The organism is Rhizobium sp. RM, from assembly GCF_013390595.1.
Classification (GTDB): Bacteria; Pseudomonadota; Alphaproteobacteria; order Rhizobiales; family Rhizobiaceae; genus Agrobacterium.
This window is the reverse complement of sequence record NZ_JACAWV010000008.1, coordinates 666,273-690,968: the sequence shown is the minus strand read 5'-3', so window position 1 is coordinate 690,968 and position 24,696 is coordinate 666,273. Positions and strand designations below refer to the sequence as shown.

At 57.9% G+C, this 24,696-nt stretch carries 25 protein-coding genes; 18 read left to right on the top strand and 7 right to left on the bottom strand.

The window, feature by feature from the left end; genetic code table 11:
* Positions 1 to 107 precede the first annotated feature (107 nt).
* Together ctaD and coxB are read right to left on the bottom strand one after the other, a co-directional pair.
* Complete coding sequence (gene ctaD, locus HWX89_RS12285; protein ID WP_138794745.1) at positions 108 to 1,808, bottom strand: cytochrome c oxidase subunit I; 1,701 nt, start codon at positions 1,806 to 1,808, stop codon at positions 108 to 110.
* 17 nt (positions 1,809 to 1,825) lie between these two features.
* A complete protein-coding gene (gene coxB / locus HWX89_RS12280) occupies positions 1,826 to 2,689 on the bottom strand; it encodes a cytochrome c oxidase subunit II (protein ID WP_210271380.1) in 864 nt (287 codons plus the stop codon).
* Positions 2,690 to 3,086: 397 nt separating this feature from the next.
* Between coxB and HWX89_RS12275 the strand changes: the two genes are divergently transcribed.
* From HWX89_RS12275 to HWX89_RS12260, 4 genes are all read left to right on the top strand, one after another.
* Positions 3,087 to 3,608, top strand: a complete 522-nt coding sequence (locus HWX89_RS12275; protein WP_138794743.1) for an invasion associated locus B family protein — start codon at positions 3,087 to 3,089, stop codon at positions 3,606 to 3,608.
* An 81-nt stretch (positions 3,609 to 3,689) separates the two neighbouring features.
* Positions 3,690 to 5,105: a metalloprotease TldD gene (gene tldD, locus HWX89_RS12270; protein ID WP_138794742.1), complete on the top strand. Its 1,416-nt coding sequence runs from the start codon at positions 3,690 to 3,692 to the stop codon at positions 5,103 to 5,105.
* Between the two features lie 131 nt (positions 5,106 to 5,236).
* Entirely contained in the window at positions 5,237 to 5,674 is a 438-nt protein-coding gene (locus HWX89_RS12265; RefSeq protein WP_138794741.1) for a bleomycin resistance protein, read from the top strand.
* A 7-nt stretch (positions 5,675 to 5,681) separates the two neighbouring features.
* Positions 5,682 to 6,365 (top strand): HAD family hydrolase, encoded by a 684-nt coding sequence (locus tag HWX89_RS12260; RefSeq protein ID WP_138794740.1) that lies wholly within the window; start codon positions 5,682 to 5,684, stop codon positions 6,363 to 6,365.
* Here HWX89_RS12260 and HWX89_RS12255 read toward each other — a convergent pair.
* Positions 6,338 to 6,676 carry a pyrophosphohydrolase domain-containing protein gene (locus HWX89_RS12255; protein ID WP_138794739.1) on the bottom strand — a complete coding sequence of 113 codons (339 nt, stop codon included), beginning with the start codon at positions 6,674 to 6,676 and terminating at the stop codon, positions 6,338 to 6,340. The two genes, HWX89_RS12260 and HWX89_RS12255, sit on opposite strands and share 28 nt — an antisense overlap.
* A 179-nt stretch (positions 6,677 to 6,855) precedes the next feature.
* Between HWX89_RS12255 and HWX89_RS12250 the strand changes: the two genes are divergently transcribed.
* Complete coding sequence (locus HWX89_RS12250) at positions 6,856 to 7,635, top strand: sulfite exporter TauE/SafE family protein (RefSeq protein WP_246705138.1); 780 nt, start codon at positions 6,856 to 6,858, stop codon at positions 7,633 to 7,635.
* Positions 7,636 to 7,653: 18 nt separating this feature from the next.
* On the opposite strand, the gene pdxH is transcribed toward HWX89_RS12250, so the two are convergent.
* Positions 7,654 to 8,274 carry a pyridoxamine 5'-phosphate oxidase gene (pdxH, locus tag HWX89_RS12245; protein WP_138794738.1) on the bottom strand — a complete coding sequence of 207 codons (621 nt, stop codon included), beginning with the start codon at positions 8,272 to 8,274 and terminating at the stop codon, positions 7,654 to 7,656.
* A 57-nt stretch (positions 8,275 to 8,331) separates the two neighbouring features.
* Between pdxH and HWX89_RS12240 the strand changes: the two genes are divergently transcribed.
* The 4 genes from HWX89_RS12240 (at position 8,332) to HWX89_RS12225 (ending at position 11,685) form a co-directional block, all read left to right on the top strand.
* Positions 8,332 to 8,781: an RT0821/Lpp0805 family surface protein gene (locus HWX89_RS12240; RefSeq protein WP_138794737.1), complete on the top strand. Its 450-nt coding sequence runs from the start codon at positions 8,332 to 8,334 to the stop codon at positions 8,779 to 8,781.
* 212 nt (positions 8,782 to 8,993) lie between these two features.
* Entirely contained in the window at positions 8,994 to 10,109 is a 1,116-nt protein-coding gene (locus HWX89_RS12235) for a DnaJ C-terminal domain-containing protein (RefSeq protein ID WP_138794736.1), read from the top strand.
* Positions 10,110 to 10,240: 131 nt separating this feature from the next.
* A complete protein-coding gene (gene fabI / locus HWX89_RS12230) occupies positions 10,241 to 11,059 on the top strand; it encodes an enoyl-ACP reductase FabI (RefSeq protein ID WP_138794735.1) in 819 nt (272 codons plus the stop codon).
* Between the two features lie 32 nt (positions 11,060 to 11,091).
* Positions 11,092 to 11,685: a histidine phosphatase family protein gene (locus tag HWX89_RS12225; RefSeq protein WP_138794734.1), complete on the top strand. Its 594-nt coding sequence runs from the start codon at positions 11,092 to 11,094 to the stop codon at positions 11,683 to 11,685.
* A 59-nt stretch (positions 11,686 to 11,744) separates the two neighbouring features.
* On the opposite strand, the gene HWX89_RS12220 is transcribed toward HWX89_RS12225, so the two are convergent.
* Positions 11,745 to 12,005: a DUF1344 domain-containing protein gene (locus HWX89_RS12220; RefSeq protein ID WP_178340720.1), complete on the bottom strand. Its 261-nt coding sequence runs from the start codon at positions 12,003 to 12,005 to the stop codon at positions 11,745 to 11,747.
* A 455-nt stretch (positions 12,006 to 12,460) separates the two neighbouring features.
* On the opposite strand from HWX89_RS12220, the gene aroC reads away from it, so the two are divergent.
* Both aroC and ribB read left to right on the top strand, forming a co-directional pair.
* Positions 12,461 to 13,558, top strand: coding sequence for a chorismate synthase (gene aroC, locus HWX89_RS12215; protein ID WP_138794732.1), 1,098 nt, complete (start codon positions 12,461 to 12,463; stop codon positions 13,556 to 13,558).
* Positions 13,559 to 13,570: 12 nt separating this feature from the next.
* A complete protein-coding gene (gene ribB / locus HWX89_RS12210; RefSeq protein ID WP_138794731.1) occupies positions 13,571 to 14,671 on the top strand; it encodes a 3,4-dihydroxy-2-butanone-4-phosphate synthase in 1,101 nt (366 codons plus the stop codon).
* 78 nt (positions 14,672 to 14,749) lie between these two features.
* Here the strand turns inward: ribB and HWX89_RS12205 are convergent, their stop codons facing one another.
* On the bottom strand, positions 14,750 to 15,940 hold the full coding sequence (locus HWX89_RS12205; RefSeq protein ID WP_138794730.1) for a winged helix-turn-helix domain-containing protein: 1,191 nt from the start codon (positions 15,938 to 15,940) through the stop codon (positions 14,750 to 14,752).
* Positions 15,941 to 16,113: 173 nt separating this feature from the next.
* Between HWX89_RS12205 and HWX89_RS12200 the strand changes: the two genes are divergently transcribed.
* The 7 genes from HWX89_RS12200 to dxs all read left to right on the top strand — a co-directional run bounded on the left by HWX89_RS12200 (position 16,114) and on the right by dxs (position 22,341).
* A complete protein-coding gene (locus HWX89_RS12200; protein ID WP_138794729.1) occupies positions 16,114 to 16,794 on the top strand; it encodes an energy-coupling factor ABC transporter ATP-binding protein in 681 nt (226 codons plus the stop codon).
* Positions 16,791 to 17,396 (top strand): energy-coupling factor transporter transmembrane component T family protein, encoded by a 606-nt coding sequence (locus tag HWX89_RS12195; RefSeq protein ID WP_138794728.1) that lies wholly within the window; start codon positions 16,791 to 16,793, stop codon positions 17,394 to 17,396. The genes HWX89_RS12200 and HWX89_RS12195 overlap by 4 nt, the downstream gene beginning before the upstream one ends.
* Before the next feature lie 29 nt (positions 17,397 to 17,425).
* Positions 17,426 to 17,989 carry a biotin transporter BioY gene (locus HWX89_RS12190; RefSeq protein WP_138794727.1) on the top strand — a complete coding sequence of 188 codons (564 nt, stop codon included), beginning with the start codon at positions 17,426 to 17,428 and terminating at the stop codon, positions 17,987 to 17,989.
* A 25-nt stretch (positions 17,990 to 18,014) separates the two neighbouring features.
* The gene (locus HWX89_RS12185) at positions 18,015 to 18,950 is read left to right on the top strand and encodes a histone deacetylase family protein (protein ID WP_138794726.1); all 936 of its coding nucleotides are present in this window, start codon (positions 18,015 to 18,017) and stop codon (positions 18,948 to 18,950) included.
* Between the two features lie 2 nt (positions 18,951 to 18,952).
* The gene (locus tag HWX89_RS12180) at positions 18,953 to 19,207 is read left to right on the top strand and encodes an exodeoxyribonuclease VII small subunit (RefSeq protein ID WP_138794725.1); all 255 of its coding nucleotides are present in this window, start codon (positions 18,953 to 18,955) and stop codon (positions 19,205 to 19,207) included.
* 198 nt (positions 19,208 to 19,405) lie between these two features.
* Positions 19,406 to 20,329: a pirin family protein gene (locus tag HWX89_RS12175; protein WP_138794724.1), complete on the top strand. Its 924-nt coding sequence runs from the start codon at positions 19,406 to 19,408 to the stop codon at positions 20,327 to 20,329.
* A 92-nt stretch (positions 20,330 to 20,421) separates the two neighbouring features.
* On the top strand, positions 20,422 to 22,341 hold the full coding sequence (gene dxs / locus HWX89_RS12170) for a 1-deoxy-D-xylulose-5-phosphate synthase (RefSeq protein ID WP_138794723.1): 1,920 nt from the start codon (positions 20,422 to 20,424) through the stop codon (positions 22,339 to 22,341).
* Positions 22,342 to 22,434: 93 nt separating this feature from the next.
* Here dxs and HWX89_RS12165 read toward each other — a convergent pair whose 3' ends face one another.
* Entirely contained in the window at positions 22,435 to 24,453 is a 2,019-nt protein-coding gene (locus HWX89_RS12165; RefSeq protein WP_138794722.1) for a methyl-accepting chemotaxis protein, read from the bottom strand.
* Positions 24,454 to 24,696: the final 243 nt, after the last annotated feature.

The window sequence follows — 24,696 nt, the reverse complement described above, 5'->3', positions numbered from 1 at the left end:
CGCGACACCTCTGCTTTTCCTCCACCGGCATGCTGCATAGCGCATGCAATACGGCTGCATCTGACATTTATCATGTGCAGCCGCAAGGTTCGCTTGGACAAAATGCCTCAGCGGATGCGCGGAAGCTGTTCCCACTGGTGGTAAGGCGGGGGCGAAGAAAGCTGCCATTCCAGCGTATTCGCACCCTCGCCCCAGGGGTTGTTGCCCGCAAGCCGCTTCTTGGCGAAGGCTTCCCAGATACCGAAGAGGAAGATCAGCACACCAACGGCGGAGATGTAGGAGCCGTAGGACGATACCATATTCCAGCCGGCATAGGCATCCGGATAGTCGATGTAACGACGTGGCATGCCTGCAAGACCCAGGAAGTGCTGTGGGAAGAACACGAGGTTCACACCGACGAACATTACCCAGAAATGCAGATTACCGATGGTTTCGTTGTACATGTAACCGCTGATCTTCGGGAACCAGTAGTACCAGCCTGCGAAGATTGCAAAGACGGCGCCCAGCGACAGAACGTAGTGGAAGTGGGCAACAACGTAATACGTGTCATGCAGCGAACGGTCGAGACCGGCATTGGCGAGCTGCACACCTGTCACACCGCCGACGGTGAACAGGAAAATGAAGCCGATTGCCCAGATCATCGGGGTACGGAAGCTCAGCGAACCGCCCCACATCGTTGCAATCCACGAGAAGATCTTGATACCGGTCGGCACCGCGATGACCATGGTTGCGAACACGAAATAGCGCTGCGCTTCGAGCGACAGACCGACCGTATACATGTGGTGCGCCCACACGATGAAGCCGACCGCGCCAATGGCCACCATGGCGTATGCCATGCCGAGATAACCGAAGACCGGCTTTCTGGAGAAGGTGGAAATGATGTGGCTGATGATGCCGAAGCCCGGCAGGATCAGAATGTACACTTCCGGATGACCGAAGAACCAGAACAGGTGCTGATAGAGGATCGGGTCACCGCCGCCTTCCGGAGAGAAGAAGGCCGTACCGAAGTTACGGTCGGTCAGAAGCATGGTGATGCCACCAGCCAGAACCGGCAGCGACAAGAGCAGCAGGAAGGCCGTAACCAGAACCGACCAGGCAAACAGCGGCATCTTGTGCAGCGTCATGCCAGGTGCACGCATGTTCAAAATGGTGGTGATGAAATTGATCGCGCCGAGGATAGACGACGCGCCCGAAACGTGGAGCGCGAAGATCGCGAGATCCACCGCCGGCCCCGGCATGCCGCTGGTCGCCAAGGGCGGATACATCGTCCAGCCACCGCCAACACCAAATGCACCCGCTGGCCCTTCAACAAAAAGCGAAAGGATCAGCAGCGTGAAAGCGGGAACGAGCAGCCAGAAGGAAATGTTGTTCAGACGCGGAAACGCCATGTCTGGCGCACCGATCATGATCGGGATCATCCAGTTGGCAAAGCCGCCGATCAGCGCCGGCATGACCATGAAGAAGATCATGATGAGCGCGTGAGCGGTCGTGAACACGTTGAACATGTGCTTGCCGCCATCGATGGCCGCATCGCCTTCGAAGCCGTAAACCATGGATGCCAGACCGTGGAAGATCTGGATGCCCGGCTCCTGCAACTCCATACGCATGACGACGGAGAGCGCACCGCCGACGATGCCCGCCATGATGGCGAAGATCAGGTACAGCGTGCCGATATCCTTGTGGTTGGTCGACAGAAACCAACGCGCAAAGAAGCCAGGTGTGTGTGAATGATGTGCATCATGAGCGTGATCGTCATGTGCGGAAAGACCATGCGAGTGATGATCGTCGTGTTGGGAATGTCCAGCCATGTCCTCACTCCAAGTCGTCAGTTGGTTTCGTTGGCTGCGACATCAACAGTGCGCGGAGCACCGTCGACGGAAGCCATCAGAGCCCGGTTGGCGCCGTTCAGATCGGAAGCGGCGGCAGCAAGCCAGGTGTTATACTGTTCTTCGGAAACCACCCGAATGGCGATCGGCATGAAGGCATGATCCTTGCCGCAAAGCTCGGAACACTGCCCATAATAAAGTCCTTCCTTTTCCGGCCGGAACCAGGTCTCGTTCAGACGACCCGGAACCGCATCGATCTTGACGCCGAAAGCCGGCATCGCGAAGGCATGAATCACGTCGGTGGGCGCTGCCGTCACGAGAAGGCGAACGGTCTTGCCGACCGGGACGACCATTTCGTTGTCAACGGCAAGAAGACGCGGATAGCGGCCCTTGTCCTCCTTGCCCGCTGCAGCACGGTCGGCATCCTTCAGCAGATAGCTGTCGAAAGCGACCGGCTCTGCGCCCTCGGCTGCCGGATACTCATAATTCCAGAGCCACTGTGTGGCTGTGGCCTTCAACGTCAGATCCGGGTTTTCCGGCTGTGTGAGCTGCGCGTTCAGAAGATTGAACGACGGAAAAGCGATGAAAAGAAGGATGAGAACCGGTGCCAGTGTCCAGACGACCTCGATGGCCGTGTTGTGGCTTGTCGTGGAAGGCTCAGGATTTGCCGAAGCGCGGAATTTCAAGGCCACGACGATGAGCAAGGCAAGAACGAAAATCGTAACGGGAACAATGAACCAGAGCGTATATTGTTCGAACCACCGAATTTCGTGCATGATCGGCGTGGCGGCCTCCTGCATGCCCATCTGCCAATGCACCGGCTGATCGGCGTGGGCGCCGACAGCCGTGAGCAGACAGGTCATGCCCGCCATTGCTGCGTAAATCCTATTAATCACGGTACCCTCTCCCTCACGCGCTTGTTGCTTGATCTCCATCAATCACAAACGCAGAATCCATGCTTATGGTACTAACTTCAAACCACAGTTTGCCCTTTGTCGCAATATGCCCGGCGACACGGAGGCAAGGCAATTTTGCCATTCGTCAGTTCTGCGCGAACAATCGAACCAAATGCACCTGAATGGTAGCCCGAAGACATCACGGACCTTTGATTCCGGGCACATCCGCATGTTAAAAACGAAGATCAATAAGAGCTTAGCAGTCCTATTTCCGCCCAACTCCACTGGAATTGAAGGGGGAAGGCTTTTTTTTCCCGATTACGGCGTCAAAATAGCCGCACTGATTCGAATTCCAGAGGTTTCCATGCGTCTCTCCCCGCTCGCGCGCACTTTTCTCGCCGCTGCCGGTTTTGCCTTCATCGCGTCCGCCGTGCCGAGCGTTGCCCAGCAACAGCCCGGAACGCCGAAATCGACGCATGGTGCCTGGTCGGTAATCTGCGACAAGCCCGCTGGTGCGTCGGACGACCAATGCGCCCTGATGCAGAACGTCATTGCCGACGACCGGCCTGAAGTTGGACTTTCCGTGGTCGTGCTGAAAACGGCAGATCGCAAGTCGCGCATTCTGCGTATCCTTGCTCCCCTCGGCGTGCTGCTGAAGGATGGCATGGAGCTCTACATCGACAACAACAACATCGGCCGCGCCTATTTCACACGCTGCTTCTCGGAAGGATGCTACGTCGAAGTCGATATCGACGACGAGTTGCTGAAAGTGCTGCGCGCCGGAAAGAATGCGGTGTTTGCCCTGCGTGAATCGGTGGACCAGGACCGTGTCGGCATTCCGATCGAGCTTACCGGTTTTGCTGAGGGCTACGACGCCCTGCCCTGATTGGCTGACAAGCCCGGCCTTGCTTCTGGTCGCATCAGTGCCTAAATCGGTCTTGAAACGATAAAGACCGGAGCCCTTCGAATGACCAATGATCTTGTGAGCCTTTTCGATTGTGACGAAGGGACGCTGCGCAAGGCGGTCGGCGAAGCGCTTGCCGGAGCCGACGACGGCGAATTGTTCATCGAGCATGCCCAGGCAGAATCGCTGACATTCGACAATGGCCGCCTCAAGGGCGGCTCCTTCAACACTGATCAGGGCTTTGGCCTGCGCGCCGTTGCCGGCGAAACGGTTGGTTACGCTCATGCGGGCGAGCTTTCGCAGGCGGCACTGAAGCGCGCATCCGACGCCGTCGGCGCCGTCACCAAGGGCTATTCCGGCTCCTATGCTGCTGCGCCCCAGCGCACGAACAAGAAGCTCTATGGCGACGAAAACCCGATCGGCTCCCCAAGCTTTGAAGAAAAAGTTCGGCTGCTCACCGAGATCGACGCCTATCTGCGCGACAAGGACCCCAAAGTCCGTCAGGTAACGGCGACTGTTTCGGCAAGCTGGCAGGTTGTTGACATCCTGCGCGCCGACGGACACCGCGTCAGCGACATTCGACCGATGACCCGCATCAATATTTCCGTCGTTGCCGGCGAAGGCGACAGACAGGAAAGCGGCTCTTACGGCATTGGCGGTCGCATCGGCTTCGGCGATTTCATCACCACGGAAAACTGGCAGCGTGGTGCGGATGAAGCGTTGCGGCAGGCGCTCGTCAATCTGACGGCGATTGATGCCCCCGCTGGCACGATGGACGTCGTGCTGGGTTCCGGCTGGCCTGGCGTCATGCTGCATGAAGCCGTCGGACATGGCCTGGAAGGAGACTTCAATCGCAAAAAGACCTCCGCCTTTGCCGGGCTCATGGGCGAGATGGTCGCCGCACCCGGCGTAACGGTGGTCGATGACGGCACGATTGACGCCCGTCGTGGTTCGCTGACCATCGACGACGAGGGGACGCCGTCCGGTTACAATGTCCTGATCGAAAACGGCAAACTCGTCGGTTACATGCAGGACAGGCAGAACGCCCGTCTGATGGGTATGCGCCCCACCGGCAATGGCCGCCGTCAAGGCTATTCGCATATTCCAATGCCGCGCATGACGAATACCTACATGCTTTCAGGCGACAAGACGCCGGAAGAAATCATTGCTTCCGTCAAGCGGGGCATTTATGCCGTGTCGTTTGGCGGCGGTCAGGTGGATATCACCTCCGGAAAATTCGTTTTCGGCTGCACCGAAGCCTACATGATCGAAAACGGAAAGATTGGCGCACCCGTCAAGGGCGCAATGCTGATCGGCAATGGCCCTGATGCCATGAAGCGCGTGACGATGATCGGGAACGATTCGAAGCTGGATACGGGGATCGGCAATTGCGGCAAGGCTGGGCAATGGGTTCCGGTCGGCGTTGGCCAACCGCATCTGCGCATGGACCAGATTACAGTGGGCGGCACCAAGGCCTGACAAGGCGTGTCTGCCCCGGCGATCAATTACGCCCGGGCAGATTTTTATGACAGGACCGTGAGAAATCGATAAGGTTTTGTCTCTATTGGGAGGAATACGACCCTGCGTTTTTATCAGTTCAAAAGGATGAAATGACCGGTCTCAGTAATGCTCTCGTTCCCGAACTCGCCGTCAGCGACTGGCAAAAAAGCCGCGCCTTCTACTGCGATCTCATCGGTTTTCATGTGATTTTTGAACGCCCGGAAGAAGGCTTCGCCTATCTGGGCCTGGGTGATGCGCAACTGATGATCGATCAGATCGGCGCGACCCGTACTTTCGTCTCTGGCAACGCGCCGCTCGAAACGCCGCTCGGACGCGGCATGAATCTTCAGCTCGCCGTCCCCTCCTTGCAGCCGATCCTGTCGCGCCTTGAACGGGCCGGCATTGAACTGGTGCTGGCGCTCGAAGAGAAATGGTACAGGCGTGGCCCGATCGAATCTGGCAACCGCCAGTTCATCGTCTCCGATCCGGATGGTTATCTCATTCGACCGTTCGAAAGCCTTGGCGAACGCCCGTTCCGGTTTGGTTGAGGACAGAATGCTTCCCTTTATGCCCCAAGCCGTCATCTTCGATATGGACGGGCTGCTGATCGAAAGTGAAGTTCTCTACCGCGATGCATTCCTGGCGGCCTCTGATGAAGGCGGCCATGGTATGCAGGTTGAAACCTACCAGAAGGTTTGCGGTAGCCCCTGGGCGGTGATTACCAAAACCATCATCGCGGACTATGGCGCGAATTTTCCGATCGATACATTTCGCGACGCGTGGCTGCGCAATCTTCGCACAATGATGGCAGAGGGCGTGGCGCTTAAACCTGGCGTCATCGAAATCCTCGATCTGCTGGATCGCCTCGATGTCCGGCGCGCTATAGCAACATCTTCACAACATGAAGCCGTCCAACGGCATCTGTCGCCATTCGATCTTCCCCGACGTTTCGACCGGATCGTGGCGCGTGGTGATTATGCCGAACCGAAACCAGCTCCACATCCCTATCTGACGGCTGCTCAGTGGCTGAATATCGACCCGGCCCAATGCCTTGCCCTGGAAGATTCCTATCATGGCATCCGATCGGCCTCGGCGGCGGGCATGGCGGCGATCATGGTGCCCGATGTCGCACCACCGACGCCCGAAATGCAGGAACGTTGCGTGGCGATCTGTGACGACCTATTTGCCGTCGCCAAACTTCTGGAAATCGCTCATTCCGGCGTTTTCAGTGGTGCCTGAGCATCCATCCCGGCAAGCGTAAAATGCCATTTGCGTTTGACCGATGCTTCGATATCAAGACCGTTTTGGTAGGCCAGAAGCAGGACATGACCAAGAAGATCAGCGGTTTCATCGGCAAGTTCCTGGCGTATTTCTTCCTGTGTTTTGCCTTTGCTGCGTCCGCGGCCACTGAGCCGGTTCCACGTTTGCGTAACCTCGCCCACCTCTTCCTGAAGCTTGAGCATGAACCAGTCGGAATCACGCACAATGCCATTCGCATCGGCATATTTCTGCGACGCGCTTTCGAATTGACGCATCATTACCGCAAGCATATGTTCATCCTTTGTTCTAATTCATTCAACTCTAATCATGATTCCCCGATGTTGTCGAACGGAATCACCGGGACCGATCAGCCTGCGACTTCCCTTAGGAAAGGCGGTAATTTCTCACGACAAATGGCAGACAAGCGGCTACGACTGAGGCAATTGAAATTCTCCGACTGCTGCCCGCCATGCCCTACCCCGATCTTTTTTACCAACTTACCGACGGGCGAAGCCCTGCCGTTCTGGCGATGTTCGCCGGTGCAGCACTTCTGGCCGGTCTTGCGCGTGGTTTTTCGGGATTTGGCGCAGCGCTCATTTTCATCCCACTCGCAAGCGCCATTGTCGGCCCTCGGATCGCATCAGCCGTTCTTCTCGTTGTCGACGGCGTTTTGACGCTCGGCATGATACCGGCGGCGTGGCGGATGGCCGATCGGCGCGAGGTTTTCACGATGTCAGCGGGAGCCGTCATCGGGGTCCCGGCGGGAACCGCACTCCTTTCCTACGGCAATCCGCTGACACTGCGCTGGTTGATCTCCTGCGTCGTCGTGTTGTTGCTGCTCTTTTTGATTTCCGGTTGGCGTTATAGCGGGCGGCCCAAAACACCCCTGACCATTCTCACCGGTTTTGTCGCGGGGCTGTTTTCCGGCGCAGCGCAACTGGGCGGTCCGCCCGTTGTTGCCTATTGGCTGGGTGGTGCGTTGAAAGGTCCGTTCGTACGCGCCAATGTGATTCTCTATTTCGCCATTTCGACCGTGCTGTCCGTCACGAGCTACTTCCTTGGAGGCCTTTTTACGGCGAGTGTCGTCATCTTCTCGCTGCTCGCCGTCCCATTTTATGCCGCTGGTCTTTATTGCGGCGCGCGACTGCACGGGGTTGCAGATGACGTAACGTTCCGGCGGATCTGCTACAGCCTGATTGCCATCTCCGCCGTCATCGGCCTGCCGATCTTCGATTCCCTGCTGAAATAAGCGCGCCGCCAATCGGCGTTACGGGAACATCCGAACCTTAGACCAGGGAGCATCCGGCGCCTCACGACGGAATTCCATACGGTCGTGCAGACGGAACGGCCGATCATGCCAGAACTCGATGCTGAGGGGACGAATTCGGAACCCGGACCAGTGTGGCGGACGCGGGATCTCACCAACAGCATATTTCAGCGTGTATTCGGCGACGGCCTTTTCCAAGGCGAAACGTCCTTCCAGTGGCCGCGACTGCTTCGATGCCCATGCGCCAATCCTGCTGCCGCGAGGACGCGATGCATAATAGGCATCCGCTTCCGCGTCGCTGACGACCTCCACCTCACCACGCAGGCGCACCTGACGGCGCAGGCTCTTCCAATGGAAACACATGGCCGCTTTTTTCTGTCCGAGAATCTCTCGGCCCTTCTGGCTTTCGAAGTTCGTGTAGAAAACGAAGCCGCGGTCATCGACGCCCTTCAACAGCACCATGCGGACATTGGGCAGCCCGTTTTCATCCACCGTTGCCAGCGCGACAGCGTTCGGATCGTTGATTTCGGAAGCCGTTGCGTCCTTCAGCCACTCGGCAAAAAGTGTGAACGGTTCATTTTCTTCAGTGAAGTCACTGGATGTTAACCCCGTTTCCGACATATTGACTAAAATGCTCCCGAGTTGTGTTTGGGCACCAGAGATGTAGTCTGGCGAAAGATGGTGATCGTCATAGCAAAGTCGAACAGTCGAACAAAGGGCCTCCTGTCATCGGCGGCGGAAATTTCCGCAGTCGTTTCAATGCTTGTGGTGCTGAGCGGATGCGTCAGCCTCGATCTGTTCGGCGGCGACAAGGTTGACCGCTCGCTTTCAACCGCTTCCGTTCCCAACCAGCCAAACAATGCACCGCAGACCGATGACGCGACCATCAGAAACGCCGTCACATCGGCCGATCTGACCAAGATTGCCGATCAGCCCCTGCCCTGGGCCAATGCAACCACCGGCAGCGCTGGCGTCGTGACCGCCATCCATGAAAACAGTGCCAGCGGCTTCGTCTGCCGCGATTTCAGAACGACGCGCCACTCTTTCGAAGGTGTGGCAAGTTATGCCGGCCAGGCCTGCCTTTCCGAAACCGGCGAATGGTTGCTGACCCGTTTCGAGCAGAAATAAACTGTTTACCTTGGCGCGTGGAATAAAGCCGACCACACCCTGACGCCCCTCCTCCGTAAAGGAGTGATTAGCAACTTATTGCAACAGTCGACGTTGATAAACCGAGGGCATGAACGCGAATGAACGCGGGCATCCCTTTTCGGAGGGGTTAGTTTCAGGATTGCGCCATGAGACGGCGGCAGGCACCTGAGCCAACGTGACTGGTGTTTCGCATGCGCGATCCGTATTCGATCCTTGGCGTACAACGAGACGCCGGCAACGATGAAATCAAGGCCGCATGGCGGACCAAGGCAAAATCCGTTCATCCCGATGCCAATCGTGACGACCCGGACGCGACCGCGCGTTTTGCGGAAATCGGACAGGCATACGATCTCCTCAAGGACCCCAAAAAACGTGGTCTTTACGATCAGGCCCGTCAGGCTGCCGAAAACAAGCGGCGCGACCAGACCATCATGCAGCAACGGCAGGCGGCACGCGAAGCTGCTGAACGTGCAAAAGCCGCTGAAAAGCTTATGGAAGAACTGGCGCGTGCCGAAGCGCGCAATCGTGCCACAGCCGGCCAGAAGGCCGATGGAACGGTAGAAGCTGCCGAAGATGTCGTTGAACGCATTTTCGGTGCACAGGCGCAAAACGACCCCAAGGTGCAACAGGCGGCAGCCGAAGCTGCCAAGGCTACTGCCGCAAAATCAGAGGCAACGCCACCCAGCGAGGCCGCCTCTCCCTCTCTCAACGAGGACAAGACGGAAGCAACGGTTTCTCTCGCCTCCAACCTGTTCGGAGCACTGGTACGCCGCTTCCTTCCAAACCAGCCAGCGCTCGAAAAAGCGCCTGACATCACCGCTGAAGCAACAGTAAGCGTCGCCGATCTTCTAGACCGCAAGTGGATTACCCTTTTGCTGCCCGAAGACCGCGAGGTCCGTTTCCAGCTTGAACCCGGCATGACCGATGGCCATGTCGTGCGGCTGAAAGGACAGGGATTGAAGCTTCCCAACATGGCGCGGGGCGACCTCTCGATTACCTTGCTGGCGGCCAGAGACGACGCCTTTTCCATTCGTGGCTATGATATCCATACAACCTTACCAGTCTCTCTGAGCGATGCCGTCCTCGGATGTGAGACGACAGTACAAACTCCGCGCGGCGAAGAAACCGTGGCAATTCCCGCCTGGTCCGGATCCGACAAAATGCTGCGGCTCGAAGGCAAGGGTCTTCCCGACGGCAACGGCGGATTTGGCGATTTTGTCGTTGAACTGCGTATCCTGCTGCTCGAAAAGCCTGACGACAAGGTCACTGACCTGATGCGCCACATGCGCGAAGGCCTTTATTTGTGACTGTTTCACGAATAGCTTGGACAAAGCACCCTTTGTTACGCTCCCTAACAGTTGATGACCTTGGGCAATCTTGAACAGGATTGCAGCCTATGCCATAGGCAGGATCAATCGAAAGTATCAGGGAGCATAAGATGGCTCAGGCATCCGGCCTTATGGCTGGCAAACGCGGCCTCATCATGGGCGTCGCAAATAACCGTTCAATCGCTTGGGGTATCGCCAAGGCATGCGCAGATGCGGGTGCAGAAATCGCACTGACCTGGCAGGGCGATGCGCTGAAGAAGCGTGTCGAGCCGCTTGCCCAGGAGCTTGGCGCCTTTATGGCTGGCCACTGTGATGTCACGGACCTCGAAACGATCGATGCGGTTTTCGCGGGTCTGGAAAAGCATTGGGGCAAGATCGACTTCGTGGTGCATGCAATCGCATTCTCCGACAAGGACGAGTTGACCGGCCGCTACCTCGATACCAGCCGCGACAACTTCAACCGTACCATGGATATCTCCGTCTTCTCGCTGGCCGCAGTTGCAAAGCGTGCCGAGCCGGTGATGAACGATGGTGGATCGATCATCACGCTGACCTATTATGGCGCTGAGAAGGTCATGCCGAACTACAACGTCATGGGCGTTGCCAAGGCTGCACTCGAGGCGAGCGTACGTTACCTCGCCGTCGACCTCGGCAACCGCGGCATTCGCGTGAATGCCGTTTCTGCCGGCCCGATCAAGACGCTTGCCGCCTCCGGTATCGGCGATTTCCGCTACATTCTGAAGTGGAACGAGTACAATGCGCCGCTGAAGCGCACGGTCTCGATCGAGGAAGTCGGCAAATCGGCACTCTATCTGCTGTCCGACCTGTCAACCGGCGTTACCGGGGAAATTCATCACGTGGATTCCGGTTACCATACCATTGGCATGAAGGCTGTCGACGCGCCTGACATTTCCGTGGTCAAGGACTGACCTTAGGACATTTCTGAAACAGGGGTACCGCTTTGCTCGTCTATGTGATCCGGCACGGACAGACAGACTGGAATGCGGTACGCCGACTTCAGGGACAGAAAGATGTCCCGCTCAATGATTTCGGCCGCTCGCAGGCGGTCGGAAACGGCAAGACGCTGTCGCGTATCCTCGGCGCCACCGCCGGCGATTTCGATTATGTCGCAAGCCCACTCGGGCGTACACGCGAAACGATGGAACTGATGCGCGGCGCCATGGGTCTTGATCCCCTCGCCTATCGCACCGACGACCGACTGGTCGAATTGTCATTCGGCGACTGGGAAGGCCACACCCTGCCTGAGCTCAAACAGAGTTTTCCGGAGCGGGTAAGGGAGCGCAAGGCCAACAAGTGGGACTTCATCCCGCCGGGTCAGGATGCGGAAAGCTACGAAATTCTCTCATGGCGGATAGGCGCATGGCTGTCATCGATCGACAGACAGACGGTCTGCGTCTGCCATGGCGGCGTCATTCGCTCGATCTTCCGTCTGATTTCCGGCATGGACAAGCACGAAGCGTCAACGACGCAAATCCCGCAGGACCGCATCATGAAGGTCGAGATAGACAAGAACTTCGCGGAATGGATTTCCTGACCTAACGGGACAACGCCCCATGTCATTCCGGCGACGCACCGGAATGACTGCAGATCATCTTATTGCAGCACGTCCATGTCATCGACGACGCGCTTTCCATCCACTTCCGTGTAGAAAACCACGACTTTCACACCCGCCTTCAAACCTTCGAAGTTGAACTCCTCAGGCACACGGTAGGTTTTTCCGTCGTTAAGCGTGATGGTCAGCGCGTTGACGTCGATCTTGCTGATCGTGCCTTCCACGTCGACACTCTGGGTGTACCCGTTGATCGGGGCCAGCAGGTTGGCGGTGGCCAGAAGGGCGGCAATCATCAAACGCATCGATCTAGCTTTCGTGGATTTGCGTGAAAACTTTTGATGCATGAAGAAGTGCCTTTCGAATGTGGCGGAAGTTGCCCGCAACCATGACATTTTCGGCCCAATTGATGAACGGATTTCGCGGAACGATCAAGCCGTTAGGAAATTTTACACCGCATTTTCCAGCAACGTGGGAAAACCTGCAGTATTCATCAAAAAGGACGCTCCTTTCATATTTGTTTCATGACCACGCTCCGCGTGAAGAACATCGAATCGCCCTCTCAAGGTCATTGGCGACAAGGCTATGAGGCCGCTTTTTTTCGAACGCCGAACAACCATGAACACTGCGTCACCGGATCATCGACGCTGATCGAAAGAAAGGCTTTTGCCTTATTCCGATTTTCCACTATGACAGGTCCGCTTGTTTCCAACGGCCCCCTGCCCGCAGGTGTGCCCTGTTTTTTCTGGTCTGTAGCAGTATGTCGCATAATAGCTTCGGTCATCTTTTTCGCGTTACCACCTGGGGAGAAAGCCACGGTCCTGCATTGGGCTGCGTGGTAGATGGCTGCCCGCCTGGCATTCGCTTTACGCTTGCCGAAGTGCAGCACTGGATGGACAAGAGAAAACCCGGTCAAAGCCGCTTCGTCACCCAGCGCCGCGAAGACGATATCGTCAAGGTTCTGTCGGGTGTGATGCTGGATGAGGACGGCGAAACGCTGATCACCACCGGCACGCCGATCTCGATGCTGATCGAAAACACTGACCAGCGCTCGAAGGACTACGGCGAGATTGCCCGTCGCTTCCGCCCCGGCCACGCCGATTTCACCTATGACCTCAAATACGGCATTCGCGACTATCGTGGCGGTGGCCGCTCTTCGGCCCGCGAGACGGCTGCGCGCGTTGCCGCAGGCGCCATTGCCCGCAAGGTCGTACCAAGCCTGAATGTCCGAGGTGCGCTGGTTCAGATCGGTAAACACAAGATCAACCGCGACAACTGGGACTGGGACCAGGTCGACCAAAACCCATTCTTCTGCCCGGATGCCGCGATGGTTCCCGTCTGGGAAGAGTATCTTGACGGCATTCGCAAGGCAGGTTCTTCAATCGGCGCCGTCATTGAAGTGGTCGCCGAGGGCGTTCCTGCTGGCATTGGCGCGCCGATTTACGCAAAGCTCGATCAGGACATCGCCTCAAATCTGATGTCGATCAACGCCGTCAAGGGTGTCGAGATTGGCGAAGGTTTTGCCTCTGCAGAGCTTTCCGGTGAAGAAAACGCCGATGAAATGCGCATGGGCAATGACGGTAAACCTTTGTTCTTGTCCAACCATGCCGGTGGCATTCTCGGCGGCATTGCGACGGGCGAGCCGGTGATTGCGCGATTTGCGATCAAGCCCACGTCGTCGATCCTGACTGAGCGTCAGTCCATCGATGCCGATGGCAAGAACGTCGATGTCCGCACCAAGGGTCGCCACGACCCTTGCGTCGGCATTCGCGCCGTTCCGATCGGCGAGGCGATGATCGCCTGCACTGTTGCCGACCATTATTTGAGAGATCGCGGTCAGACCGGCCGGCTGAAATGAGGAACACCCGAAATGGCATATGACCAGAAGCGCGTCGTTGAGGCTATCCGCGCATTTGAAGCCGGTGAACTCGTCGTCGTCACGGATGATGACGATCGCGAAAACGAAGGCGACCTGATTATCGCGGCGGTTCACTGCACGCCGGAAAAAATGGCCTTCATCGTCCGCCACACCTCCGGCATCGTCTGCGCGCCAATGCCGCGCGAAGAAGCCAAGCGGCTGAACCTTAATGCCATGGTGGCGGAAAACGACAGCGCCCACACAACGGCGTTCACCGTCACGGTCGATTTCAAGCACGGCACGACAACCGGCATTTCTGCGGAAGACCGCACGCTGACGGTTCGCAACCTCGCCAATCCGAATGTCGGCCCGGCTGACTTTACCCGCCCCGGGCATATTTTCCCGCTCATCTCCCGCGAAGGCGGCGTGCTGATGCGGTCTGGCCATACGGAAGCCGCCGTCGACCTCTGCAGGCTCGCAGGACTGCCGCCGATCGGCGTGATCTGCGAACTCGTCAATGACGATGGAACGGTTACGCGTGGTCCACAGGTTTCCGCCTTTGCGGAAACCCACGGTCTGAAGCAGGTATCGGTTGCCGATCTGATCGCCTATCGCCAGCGCAAGGAAACGCTGGTGGAAATGGAATCGTCTTTCACCGTCGAGACCCCGTTCGGTCCCGCCAAGGCGCAAACCTATTCCCTGCCTTGGGACCCGATGCAGCATATGGCCGTCATTTTCGGTGACATCCGTGACGGCATCGACATTCCCGTTCGCCTGCATCCGGAAAATGTTGCCGACGACATTTTCGGCAGTCGCCAGCCGGTACGCCACTACATGCAGAAGATCGCCGAAGAAGGTCGCGGCGTGATCATCTACCTGCGCGAAGGTTCGGTTGGTGTCGGTCAGGTGCCTGGCCGCCGCAAGGCGCGTGATCCCGAAGAGGCGCATGCGCAGGCACGTTCACGCGAAAACGAATGGCTGGAAATCGGCCTTGGCGCGCAAATTCTCAAGGATCTCGGCATCAGCTCAATCAAGCTGATGACGACCCGCGAGCGTCACTATGTGGGTCTGGAAGGCTTCGGCATCAAAATTTCCGCAACGGAAATCTGCTGATCCTGAGCAACACAATGCCCATCCTCTCGGCGTTTCAGGCCCGAGAGGATGGAAACACAAACATGAACAACAGCAATTCTAGTCCCGCCAACCGTCGAGGTAATTCACGCGCTCGACCCCTGTGAAACGGGCAAGACGGGCAAGCTCAGCATCCAGCTTTTCCAGGCGCCCGGCGGAGCCGCGTACACCAGCTTCAAGCCACAGCTTGCGCACGTCCAGCGTTCCCCCCTTGCGGTCCGCTTTCATGTCGATACGGCCGATCAGGCGATCGCCTTCGAGAAGCGGAAAAACGTAATAGCCGTATTGCCGCTTCGGCTCCGGTACGAAAACCTCAATGCGGTAATAAAACCCGAACAGCCGTTCGGTTCGATTTCGGTCGCGCAGCAACGGGTCAAAAGGACTGAGAACACGAACCCGGGAGGACGGCTCCGGCTGACCTGAAACATCGGCGCTGAAATCCGCAAATGCGTAAGACTGGCGAGCACTGCTGCCATCATTCGCACCGACCAAGACTTCGCTCAATTCATCGCGATGGCTGGTAACCCAATCCTTCGCTTCCTGCGGGGTAACGATATCGAAAAATGCGGCAATTTCGCCATGCGTCGCAAAGCCGAGCCTGCCCAGCGCCTCCCGGCAGGCCCAATCAACAAAGGCTTCATGCTCTATTTCCGCCTCGTGATGTTCGAGAGGAATGACGCGCTCGGCCAGGTCGTACACTTTCTGAAAGTTCACCCGCCCCGAAATCGCAAGCTTGCCGGTATGCCACAGATATTCGAGCGCCGTCTTGGAGGGGTGCCAGTTCCACCAGCCTCCGGACTGATGCCCGTCTTCCTTCAGCTCTCGTGCCATGACCGGGCCGCCCGCCGAAATACGCTCGAGCGTATCGCCAAACGCGGCATCGAACCCTTCGCCGTGCCACTTGCGCCAACGTTCTTGGATGATCGGCTCGCGGCGGCGGAAGCGATGTTTCCAATAGGGATAAAATGCCGTCGGCAGAATGGACGCATCATGCGTCCAATGTTCGAAAAGCGCCCGATCCTTTTCCAGCAACGCGGTCAGATGCTCGCGCTTGTAGGTCTGATTTCGGGAGAAGATGATCTGGTGGTGAGCACGCTCGACAGTACCGATACTATCGACCTGCACGAAGCCGATATCCGTGATGAGCTGAAGCAGCCCATCCTTCGAAAGCGCTCTTCCAGGCGGTGAGCAAAGCCCCTGCCGCGCCAGGAAAATCCGTCTTGCTGCTTCATTCGATATCTGAATCGCCATGGTGCTGACGGTAGGACGGCTTTACGGCGATTGCAATGTTCTTTTTTTGTTCCTTGTTTCACTTCTTTTGATGAGAGGTTATAGAACCCGAACCGATCTCGATTATGATTTGAGCGGAACCTCATGCGAAATGTTCCCCGTTTTCGCATTCCGTTCGTAAGGACATCAGCACCTTGGACATTCGTTTCGAAGCAGCCGGCGTGACCATCGAAAGCCGACACATCTTGCTCCCCCTGTCGCTGATACTCACGGAACGGCGTATCGGCGTCGTTGGTCTCAACGGTTCGGGCAAGACGACATTCGCCCGCCTCATCAACGGCCTCAACAAACCGACAAGCGGTAAAGTCACAGTCAACCGCCTCGATACCGTGAGGGACGCAGAGGCCGTACTCAGGACTGTCGGGTTCATTTTTCAAAACCCACATAACCAGATCATTCTGCCCATCGTGCGCGAGGATATCGCCTTCGGCCTGAAGCGGCTTGGCCTTGGCAAAGCGGAAACAGAGGGACGAGTAAAAACAGTCCTTACCAATCTTGGCATTGCCCATCTCGAAGACAGACGTGCCCACGAACTGTCCGGCGGCGAGTTGCAGCTTTCGGCCCTTGCTGCGCTTCTCGTCACGGAGCCGAAAGTGCTGATCCTCGATGAGCCGACCAATCAGCTCGACCTGAAAAACCGCACCATTGTCGAAAAGACAATGGCGTCGCTGTCGCAGGATCTGATCGTTATCACCCACGATCTACCGCTACTGGCAAATTTCGACCGGGTGCTGGTGTTCCATCAGGGATCGCTGGTGGCCGATGCGGCACCCGAAGAAGCGATCGACCGCTATCTGCAGGTGGCCGCATCATGAAATCGCTGCACGTTGAGGGATCTGGCTGGCTTCACCGACTTTCTCCGCGCATCAAGCTCGTCGCGCTTGCCGCTTTCAGCGTCGCGTTGTTCCTGACGCGTGACCTCGTGCTGCTCTCAGCGGCCGTTATCGTCGCCGCTGTCGTTCTGCAGCAGACACGCTTACCCCTCAAGGATATCGCCTTCCGGCTTCGTCCGGTGATGCTGACAATTCTTCTGGTTGCCGCTTTCAGCTACGCCTTTGTTTCTGCAAATGATGCTACGATTGCGCTGCTGCGATTGACCTCGCTTGCTTTTCTCGCCACGGCGATCACCATCACTGTCAGCATTTCGCAGTTTATGGACGAGATAACTCTGGCGGCAAAACCGCTTGAAAAACTTGGACTTGCCCGAGCCGCCGACATTGGCCTTGCCGTCGGGCTCGTGGTGCGTTTCGTGCCGGAAATCGTCAACCGTTATCATGCGGTGAAGGATGCGCACCGGGCGCGCGGCGTGCCGGCCAAACCCGGTACAATCATCGTTCCTGTCATCATTATAACGTTGAAGGATGCGGACGCGATTGCCGACGCCATTGACGCGCGCGGTTTCAGAGGCCAAAGCTGACAGCCTGACAATCATCAGGAACCGCTGCCATGAAAACCCGTGACCTCGTGCTGATCTCGCTGTTTGCCGCCATCATTATTGCGCTTGGGCTGTTGCCGCCCATTACGCTCGGCTTCATTCCAGTCCCGATAACGGCACAGTCTCTCGGTGTGATGCTGGCGGGCGTGGTGCTCGGTGCAAAACGCGGCACGCTGGCCGTGCTTCTGACCATTCTCATTGCCGCCATCGGTCTTCCGGTTCTTTCCGGCGGGCGCGGCGGCCTGTCTATCTTCACCACGCCAACGACCGGCTTCCTGATCGGCTGGATCGCCGCGGTGTTCGTCACCGGCTATCTTTCGGAAAAGCTGGTAAACCGCAATCAGTCGGCGCTGGCACAGGGCGCAGGCTTTTTTGTTGCCAGCCTGATTGGCGGCGTTGTCGTCCTCTATGCTTTCGGCATCACATATCTGGCTCTGGTCACCGGCATGGGCTTTACCAAGGCGTTTCTCGGTTCGATGGCCTTCATTCCCGGTGACGCGTTGAAGGCGCTGCTGGCAGCTCTGACAGGCCGTGCCGTCATGGCCGGTTACCCGCTCCTGCCACAACGCGCCTGACAAATCGTTTTCCGGGAGGGAAAGAATGACGACGCGCCTCTACGAACATCCGATTTTTCTCGAACACATCGTGCCTGAAGGCCATCCCGAGCGGCCTGATCGCCTGCGCTCCCTGAATATTGCCCTCGAGCATCCCAATTTCGAAAGGCTGGAGCGCAAGCAGGCACCGCAGGCGAATGAAGATGTCGTGCTGTTGGCGCATCCCGAAGAGCATCTGCTTTCCGTGATGCGCAGCATTCCGGAAGAAGATGGAGAGCTCAACCGTATCGAAGCCGACACCTATGCTTCGCCGAAAAGCCTACAGGCGGCGCTGACCGGAATTGGCGCTGCGATGGCCGGTGTGGATGATGTTTTTTCCGGCAAGGCCGACAATGTTTTCGTCGCTGCCCGCCCGCCTGGCCATCATGCCGAAACCGCGAAGGCGATGGGCTTCTGCCTTTTCAACAACGCCGCCATTGCCGCCCGCCATGCACAAAAGGTTCATGGCGCCGAACGTGTCGCCATTGTTGACTGGGACGTCCACCACGGCAACGGCACGCAGGACATTTTCTGGAACGACACATCGGTGCTGTTCTGCTCCACGCACCAGATGCCGCTTTATCCATGGAGTGGCGACAAGAACGAAACCGGCGTCAAGAACAACGTCGTCAACGCGCCCCTTTCGCCGAATACCGGCAGTGACCATTTTCGCGAGGCATTCAAGTCGCGAGTCCTGCCAGCAATTACCGACTTTTCGCCTGACCTGATCATCATTTCCGCCGGTTTCGACGCGCATCACCGCGACCCGCTGGCGCACATCAATCTCGTCGGCGAGGATTTCGACTGGGCGACGGGTCGTCTTCTGGAAATGGCCGACAAATACGCGTCAAACCGGGTCGTCAGCCTGCTCGAAGGTGGTTATGATCTGGAAGGGCTGGCGGAATCGGCAGCCATGCATATCTTGAGAATGATGAAGGGTTGAATATGACGGAAAATGCCAACACAGCCGACGTCAGCGGTTATTCTTTCGAAAAAGCTGTCGCCGAGCTGGAAAGCATTGTCGCAAGGCTGGAGCGCGGCGACGTGGCTCTGGACGAATCCATCGCCATCTACGAGCGTGGCGAAGCCCTGAAAAAACACTGCGAAACGCTTTTGAACGCAGCCGAGAAGCGTATCGAAAAAATCCGCCTTGACCGCGCCGGCAGACCGCAGGGCGTCGAACCTCTCGACGGCGAATAATACATAGCTTGAGTTCGGCAATCATATCAGAATTGCCGAACTAGCAACCAATGGTCTACCGATCCGAGCGTTGCGGCCGCTTTGATGGTTGAGCGCTCAGGCGGTTGAGGCAAAAAGACTGACGCACTGTTTACTATCGCGATCTGCCAAGGGCGCGGCTTTGTGCTACTCTGCCGAGATCGACTTTGGAGAGTGTTGATGTCCTTCTTTCCCGGAAATGATCCTGCCGCGGGCGATGCCTTCGCCTGTGATGCCATCGAAAATCTCATCATTCCGCGTTCCAGCGACATTGGTGGCTTCGCTGTGCGTCGCGCCCTGCCAACACGGCAGCGACGGCTTGTTGGCCCGTTCATCTTTTTTGACCGCATGGGCCCGGCAATCCTGAAAGCCGGCGAAGCGCTCGACGTCAAACCACATCCGCATATCGGCCTTTCCACCGTCACCTATCTCTTCGACGGTGAAATCAAGCATCGTGACAGCCTCGGTACGGAGCTTGTCATCCGGCCAGGAGACATCAATCTGATGACCGCCGGGCGCGGCATCGTGCATTCGGAACGGACACCGGAAAATCTGCGCGGCCATCCGCTTTCGATGTCCGGCCTGCAGACCTGGCTGGCATTGCCTGATCAGATGGAAGAGATCGCACCGACCTTTGCCCATACCGGCAAGGAGGCGATGCCTCTGATCGATACGAAAGGTGTTTCCGGACGCGTCGTGATTGGCAATTTCAAGGGACTGTCCTCTCCCGTCTCGGCATTTACGGATACGCTCTATGTGGACCTCAATCTCGAACCGGGCGTCAAATTCCCATTTTCCGCCGACCATGAAGAACGCGCGATCTACATTCTTTCCGGTTCGCTCGAGGTCGCGGGTGATGTCTTCGCAGCCGATCAGCTCCTGGTCTTCCGCCCCGGCGACGACATCACGCTGCAGGGCGGAGCAACCGGCTGTCACATCATGATCTTCGGTGGCGAGGCACTGAATTCACGCCGATACATCTGGTGGAATTTCGTTTCGTCATCAAAAGAACGCATAGAGCAAGCCAAACAGGAGTGGAGAACCGGACGCTTCGATATCGTTCCGGGCGACGAAGAAGAGTTTGTCCCTTTGCCCGAGGGTTGAAATTCGATAGAAGTGAACGACATGCAGAGCTGAACGCTACTCGGGAAACGGAGGAAGGCGCGCTTTGCCGATGACGAGAAAAGGCCGAACGATTGACCGGAATGCCAGAGACACCATTGCTTGACCGGGTGAAACTCCCATCCGACCTCAAGGACGTCGACGATCGCGACCTGCCGCAGCTGGCCAGGGAATTGCGCGACGAGATGATCGATGCCGTGTCGAAGACAGGCGGGCATCTGGGCGCGGGTCTCGGCGTGGTGGAATTGACGATTGCCATCCACAAGGTCTTCAACACGCCCGAAGATCGGCTGATCTTTGATGTCGGGCATCAGTGTTACCCGCACAAGATCCTGACCGGACGACGCGATCGCATTCGCACGCTGCGTCAGGAAGGCGGCCTGTCAGGGTTTACCCGTCGTGCTGAAAGCGAATACGACGATTTCGGCGCTGGCCATTCCTCTACGTCGATCTCTGCCGGTCTTGGCATGGCTGTTGCAGCCGGACTGGACAAGAGCGACCGCAAGGTTATCGCGGTGATCGGCGATGGCTCCATGTCGGCGGGCATGGCATTCGAAGCGCTGAACAATGCTGGTGCGCTCGATGCGCGGCTGATCGTCATTCTGAACGACAACGACATGTCGATCGCACCACCTACGGGAGCGATGAGTGCCTATCTCGCCCGCCTCGCCTCTGGCCGGACCTACATGGGTTTCCGTGATTTCGGCAAGAAACTGACCGCTTATCTCGGCAAGACGGTGGACCGTGCCATTACCCGCGCGGTGACCCACGCACGCGGTTACGTGACCGGCGGCACATTGTTCGAGGAATTGGGCTTCTACCATATCGGCCCAATCGACGGTCACTCTTTCGAGCACCTGCTTCCGGTTCTGCGCAACGTGCGCGACAACCAGAAAGGTCCTGTCCTCATTCATGTTGTGACGCAGAAAGGCAAGGGTTACGCTCCTGCCGAAGCGGCGGCCGATAAATATCACGGTGTCAACAAGTTTGATGTCATCACCGGCGCGCAAGCGAAAGCCAAGCCGAACGCACCGAGCTACACCAGCGTTTTTGCCGAAGCTCTCGTGCAGGAAGCCACACTTGACGAGAAGATCGTCGGCGTGACCGCCGCCATGCCGAACGGCACCGGGCTGGACAAGCTTGCCGAACTTTTCCCGGCGCGCACCTTCGACGTCGGCATTGCCGAACAACATGCTGTCACCTTTGCTGCGGGCCTCGCCGCAGACGGCTACAAACCGTTCTGCGCGCTGTATTCGACCTTCCTGCAACGCGGATACGATCAGGTCGTGCATGACGTGGCGATCCAGAATCTGCCAGTTCGTTTCCCGATCGACCGTGCCGGTTTCGTTGGCGCGGACGGTCCGACCCACGCAGGCTCGTTCGATACGACCTTCCTTGCCACCCTGCCCGGCATGGTGGTGATGGCGGCATCCGACGAAGCCGAACTGAAGCACATGGTCCGCACCGCAGCAGCCTATGACGAGGGTCCAATCTCCTTCCGTTATCCACGTGGCGAAGGTGTCGGCATCGAAATGCCGACACGTGGCCAGATCCTTGAAATCGGCAAAGGCCGGATCATCAAGGAGGGTACCAAGGTCGCCCTGCTCTCCTTCGGTACGCGTCTTGCCGAATGCCTTGCCGCGGCGGAAGATCTCGATGCCGCGGGCCTTTCCACGACGGTGGCCGATGCGCGCTTTGCCAAGCCGCTCGATCTTGATCTGATCCGCCAGCTTGCGGCGCATCACGAGGTTCTTGTCACAATCGAAGAAGGTTCTGTCGGCGGTTTCGGTGCCCATGTTCTGCATTTCATGGCGTCCGCTGGATTGCTCGATCACGGGCCAAAGGTGCGAACATTGACCCTTCCCGATCTGTGGGTCGAGCAGGCCAAGCCGGAAACCATGTATGCCGACGCTGGCCTCGACCGCGCAGGGATCGTCTCGACGGTCTTCAACGCACTTGGCCAACGCCGGATCGATGTCGGGTTTGCGGGATAAGCAAGCTTCGCCACTCGGCCGAAAATGAAAAAACCTCCGCGAAGAGAGCTTCGCGGAGGTTTTTTGTGATCTAGCGATCTTTCTCGGAGTGTCTCAGAACTCCGTCCAGTCCTGTTCCTTGGCCGAAACAGCCGCGTCCTGCTTGGCGCCGAAAGCACGCGCAAGGCTCTGGCCAAGTGCCCGGGCCGGAGAGGCCACCGGGCGCGCTGCAGCCGATGCTGCCTTGATCGGAGCGGCTTTCTTCATCGGCGCTGCTGCCGGCTGGAAGGCTGGCTGCGCGGAAGAGCGCGGTGCCGATGCGGTGCGGGTTGCGGTCGCGCCGCCCATTCCGCCCATGCGGAACTGACCCAGCAGACCGTTCAGGGCTTCGGCTTCACGGGCAAGTGCATGGCTTGCCGCCGTCTGCTGCTCAACCATCGCAGCATTCTGCTGGGTGCCCTGATCCATGGTGTTCACGGCCGTGTTGATTTCCTGCAAACCGGTCGACTGTTCACGTGCAGCCGTAACAATGGAGCTGACGTGAGCATTGATCTCTTCGACCTCGGCAACAATGCGCTCCAGCGCCTTGCCGGTTTCATCGACGAGATTGACGCCGTTTTCGACCTGCTGGCTGGATGCACCAATCAGGCTCTTGATTTCCTTGGCGGCATTGGCGGAACGTTGCGCCAGTTCGCGCACTTCCTGAGCAACAACTGCAAAGCCCTTGCCTGCTTCCCCCGCACGGGCAGCTTCAACACCGGCATTGAGCGCCAGGAGGTTGGTCTGGAAGGCGATATCATCGATCACGCCGATGATGTTGCCAATCTCGCCGGAGGACTTTTCGATTTCCTTCATTGCGGCCACTGCCTTGCGGACAACAACACCGGACTTTTCAGCACCGGCGCGAGCGCGCTGGACCAGGTTGCCGGCTTCTTCCGCGCCCTTGGCGGAATCGCGAACCGTGGTCGTTACCTCTTCCAGCGCGGCTGCCGTTTCCTCGATGGAGGCGGCCTGCTGTTCGGTGCGGCGCGACAGATCATCGGCAGCCGACAGCATCTCGGAAGCACCCGCATTGATGGCTGCTGCATTTTCGCCAACCGTGCGCAGAGCCTGCTGGAGTTTCGCGACGGCATTGTTGAAGTCGTGGCGGATCGGTTCAATTGCCGGTACGAACGGCGCTTCGATCCGGTAAGCGAGATCGCCATCGGCAAGAGCGGCCAGTCCCTTGCCAAGCTCATCACGTGCGAAAGTGTTGGCAGCCTCGTCACGCGCCTTTTCTTCTTCGTTTCTGCGGCGTTCGTTCTCGGTGACGGAGCGCATGCGCTCGGCTTCGCCGGAAAGGCGGGATTTCTCAAGCCCGGCTTCCTTGAAGACAAGTACGGCCTTTGCCATCTTGCCCACTTCGTCCTGGCGGTCGACGGCCGGAACTTCCGTAGCAAGATCGCCTTCCGCCAGCCTGCTCATCGCTGCCGTCATGCCGACGATTGGCGTGACGATTGCCCGCGACAGCGCCCAGATCAGGCCCACGGCCAACAGACCGGCCACAGCACCGCCACCGAGCAGCGCGAATTTCAGATTGTCGGCCGCCTCGGCCTGTTCCTGAGAATAGGTGCTGGACAAGCCCTCAAGCTGATCATTGATCTTGGCAGCCGCGGCGCGGAAACCGTCGAGCTGGCCCTTGGCCTGGTTGCGGCCGATTTCGATGATTTCGGAAATCGGTGCTTCCGTGGTCTTGCGCGCCGCGATCTGCGGCTCCGCCAGCTCCTTGAAGAACACGGTTGCCGTCGCCTGCATCTCGTCGATGGCTTTGAGAATTTCCGGCTTGTCGGCAGCAAGTGTGCGTGCCTCTGCAAGCTTCTTCAGCATCAACTCACGCTGGGCGAAAACGTCGTTGTAGGTGCTGTCGCTGCGGAACAGCAGAAAGCCGCGCTGGTTGACGGCCTGTTCCAGCATCGCCGCCTTGGCAGCGTTCACCGACTGAATGATGTCGTTGGTTCTGTTGTTTTCAATCGCAACCCGCTCGCTGCCCAGGGTCTGCCAGAAGACGACTGCGGAAGCGAGGAGACAGACGCTCATCAAGGCGAAGAACGTGGCAATAAGTTTTATGTTGATCGGGAGGTTTTTCAGCGACATCGCAGGCTCTCTCAGCGCACCGCCGCAGGCACGCCCAAGCGCAGGCGTGGAAGCCGCAACGGCCACAATTCAGGAATTTGGAGAAGGTGCCTTCATGGCAGTTCCAGTGGCCGCACAGACCGTTGCCCGGACAGTGCACGACAAGCCTTTAAATTGAATTAATTGGTTGTGATGTATAACACCTTGGCGCACGCACTTGAGCGACGCTGGACCGCTCAAAATGATAAATCGCTTGCATCCGCG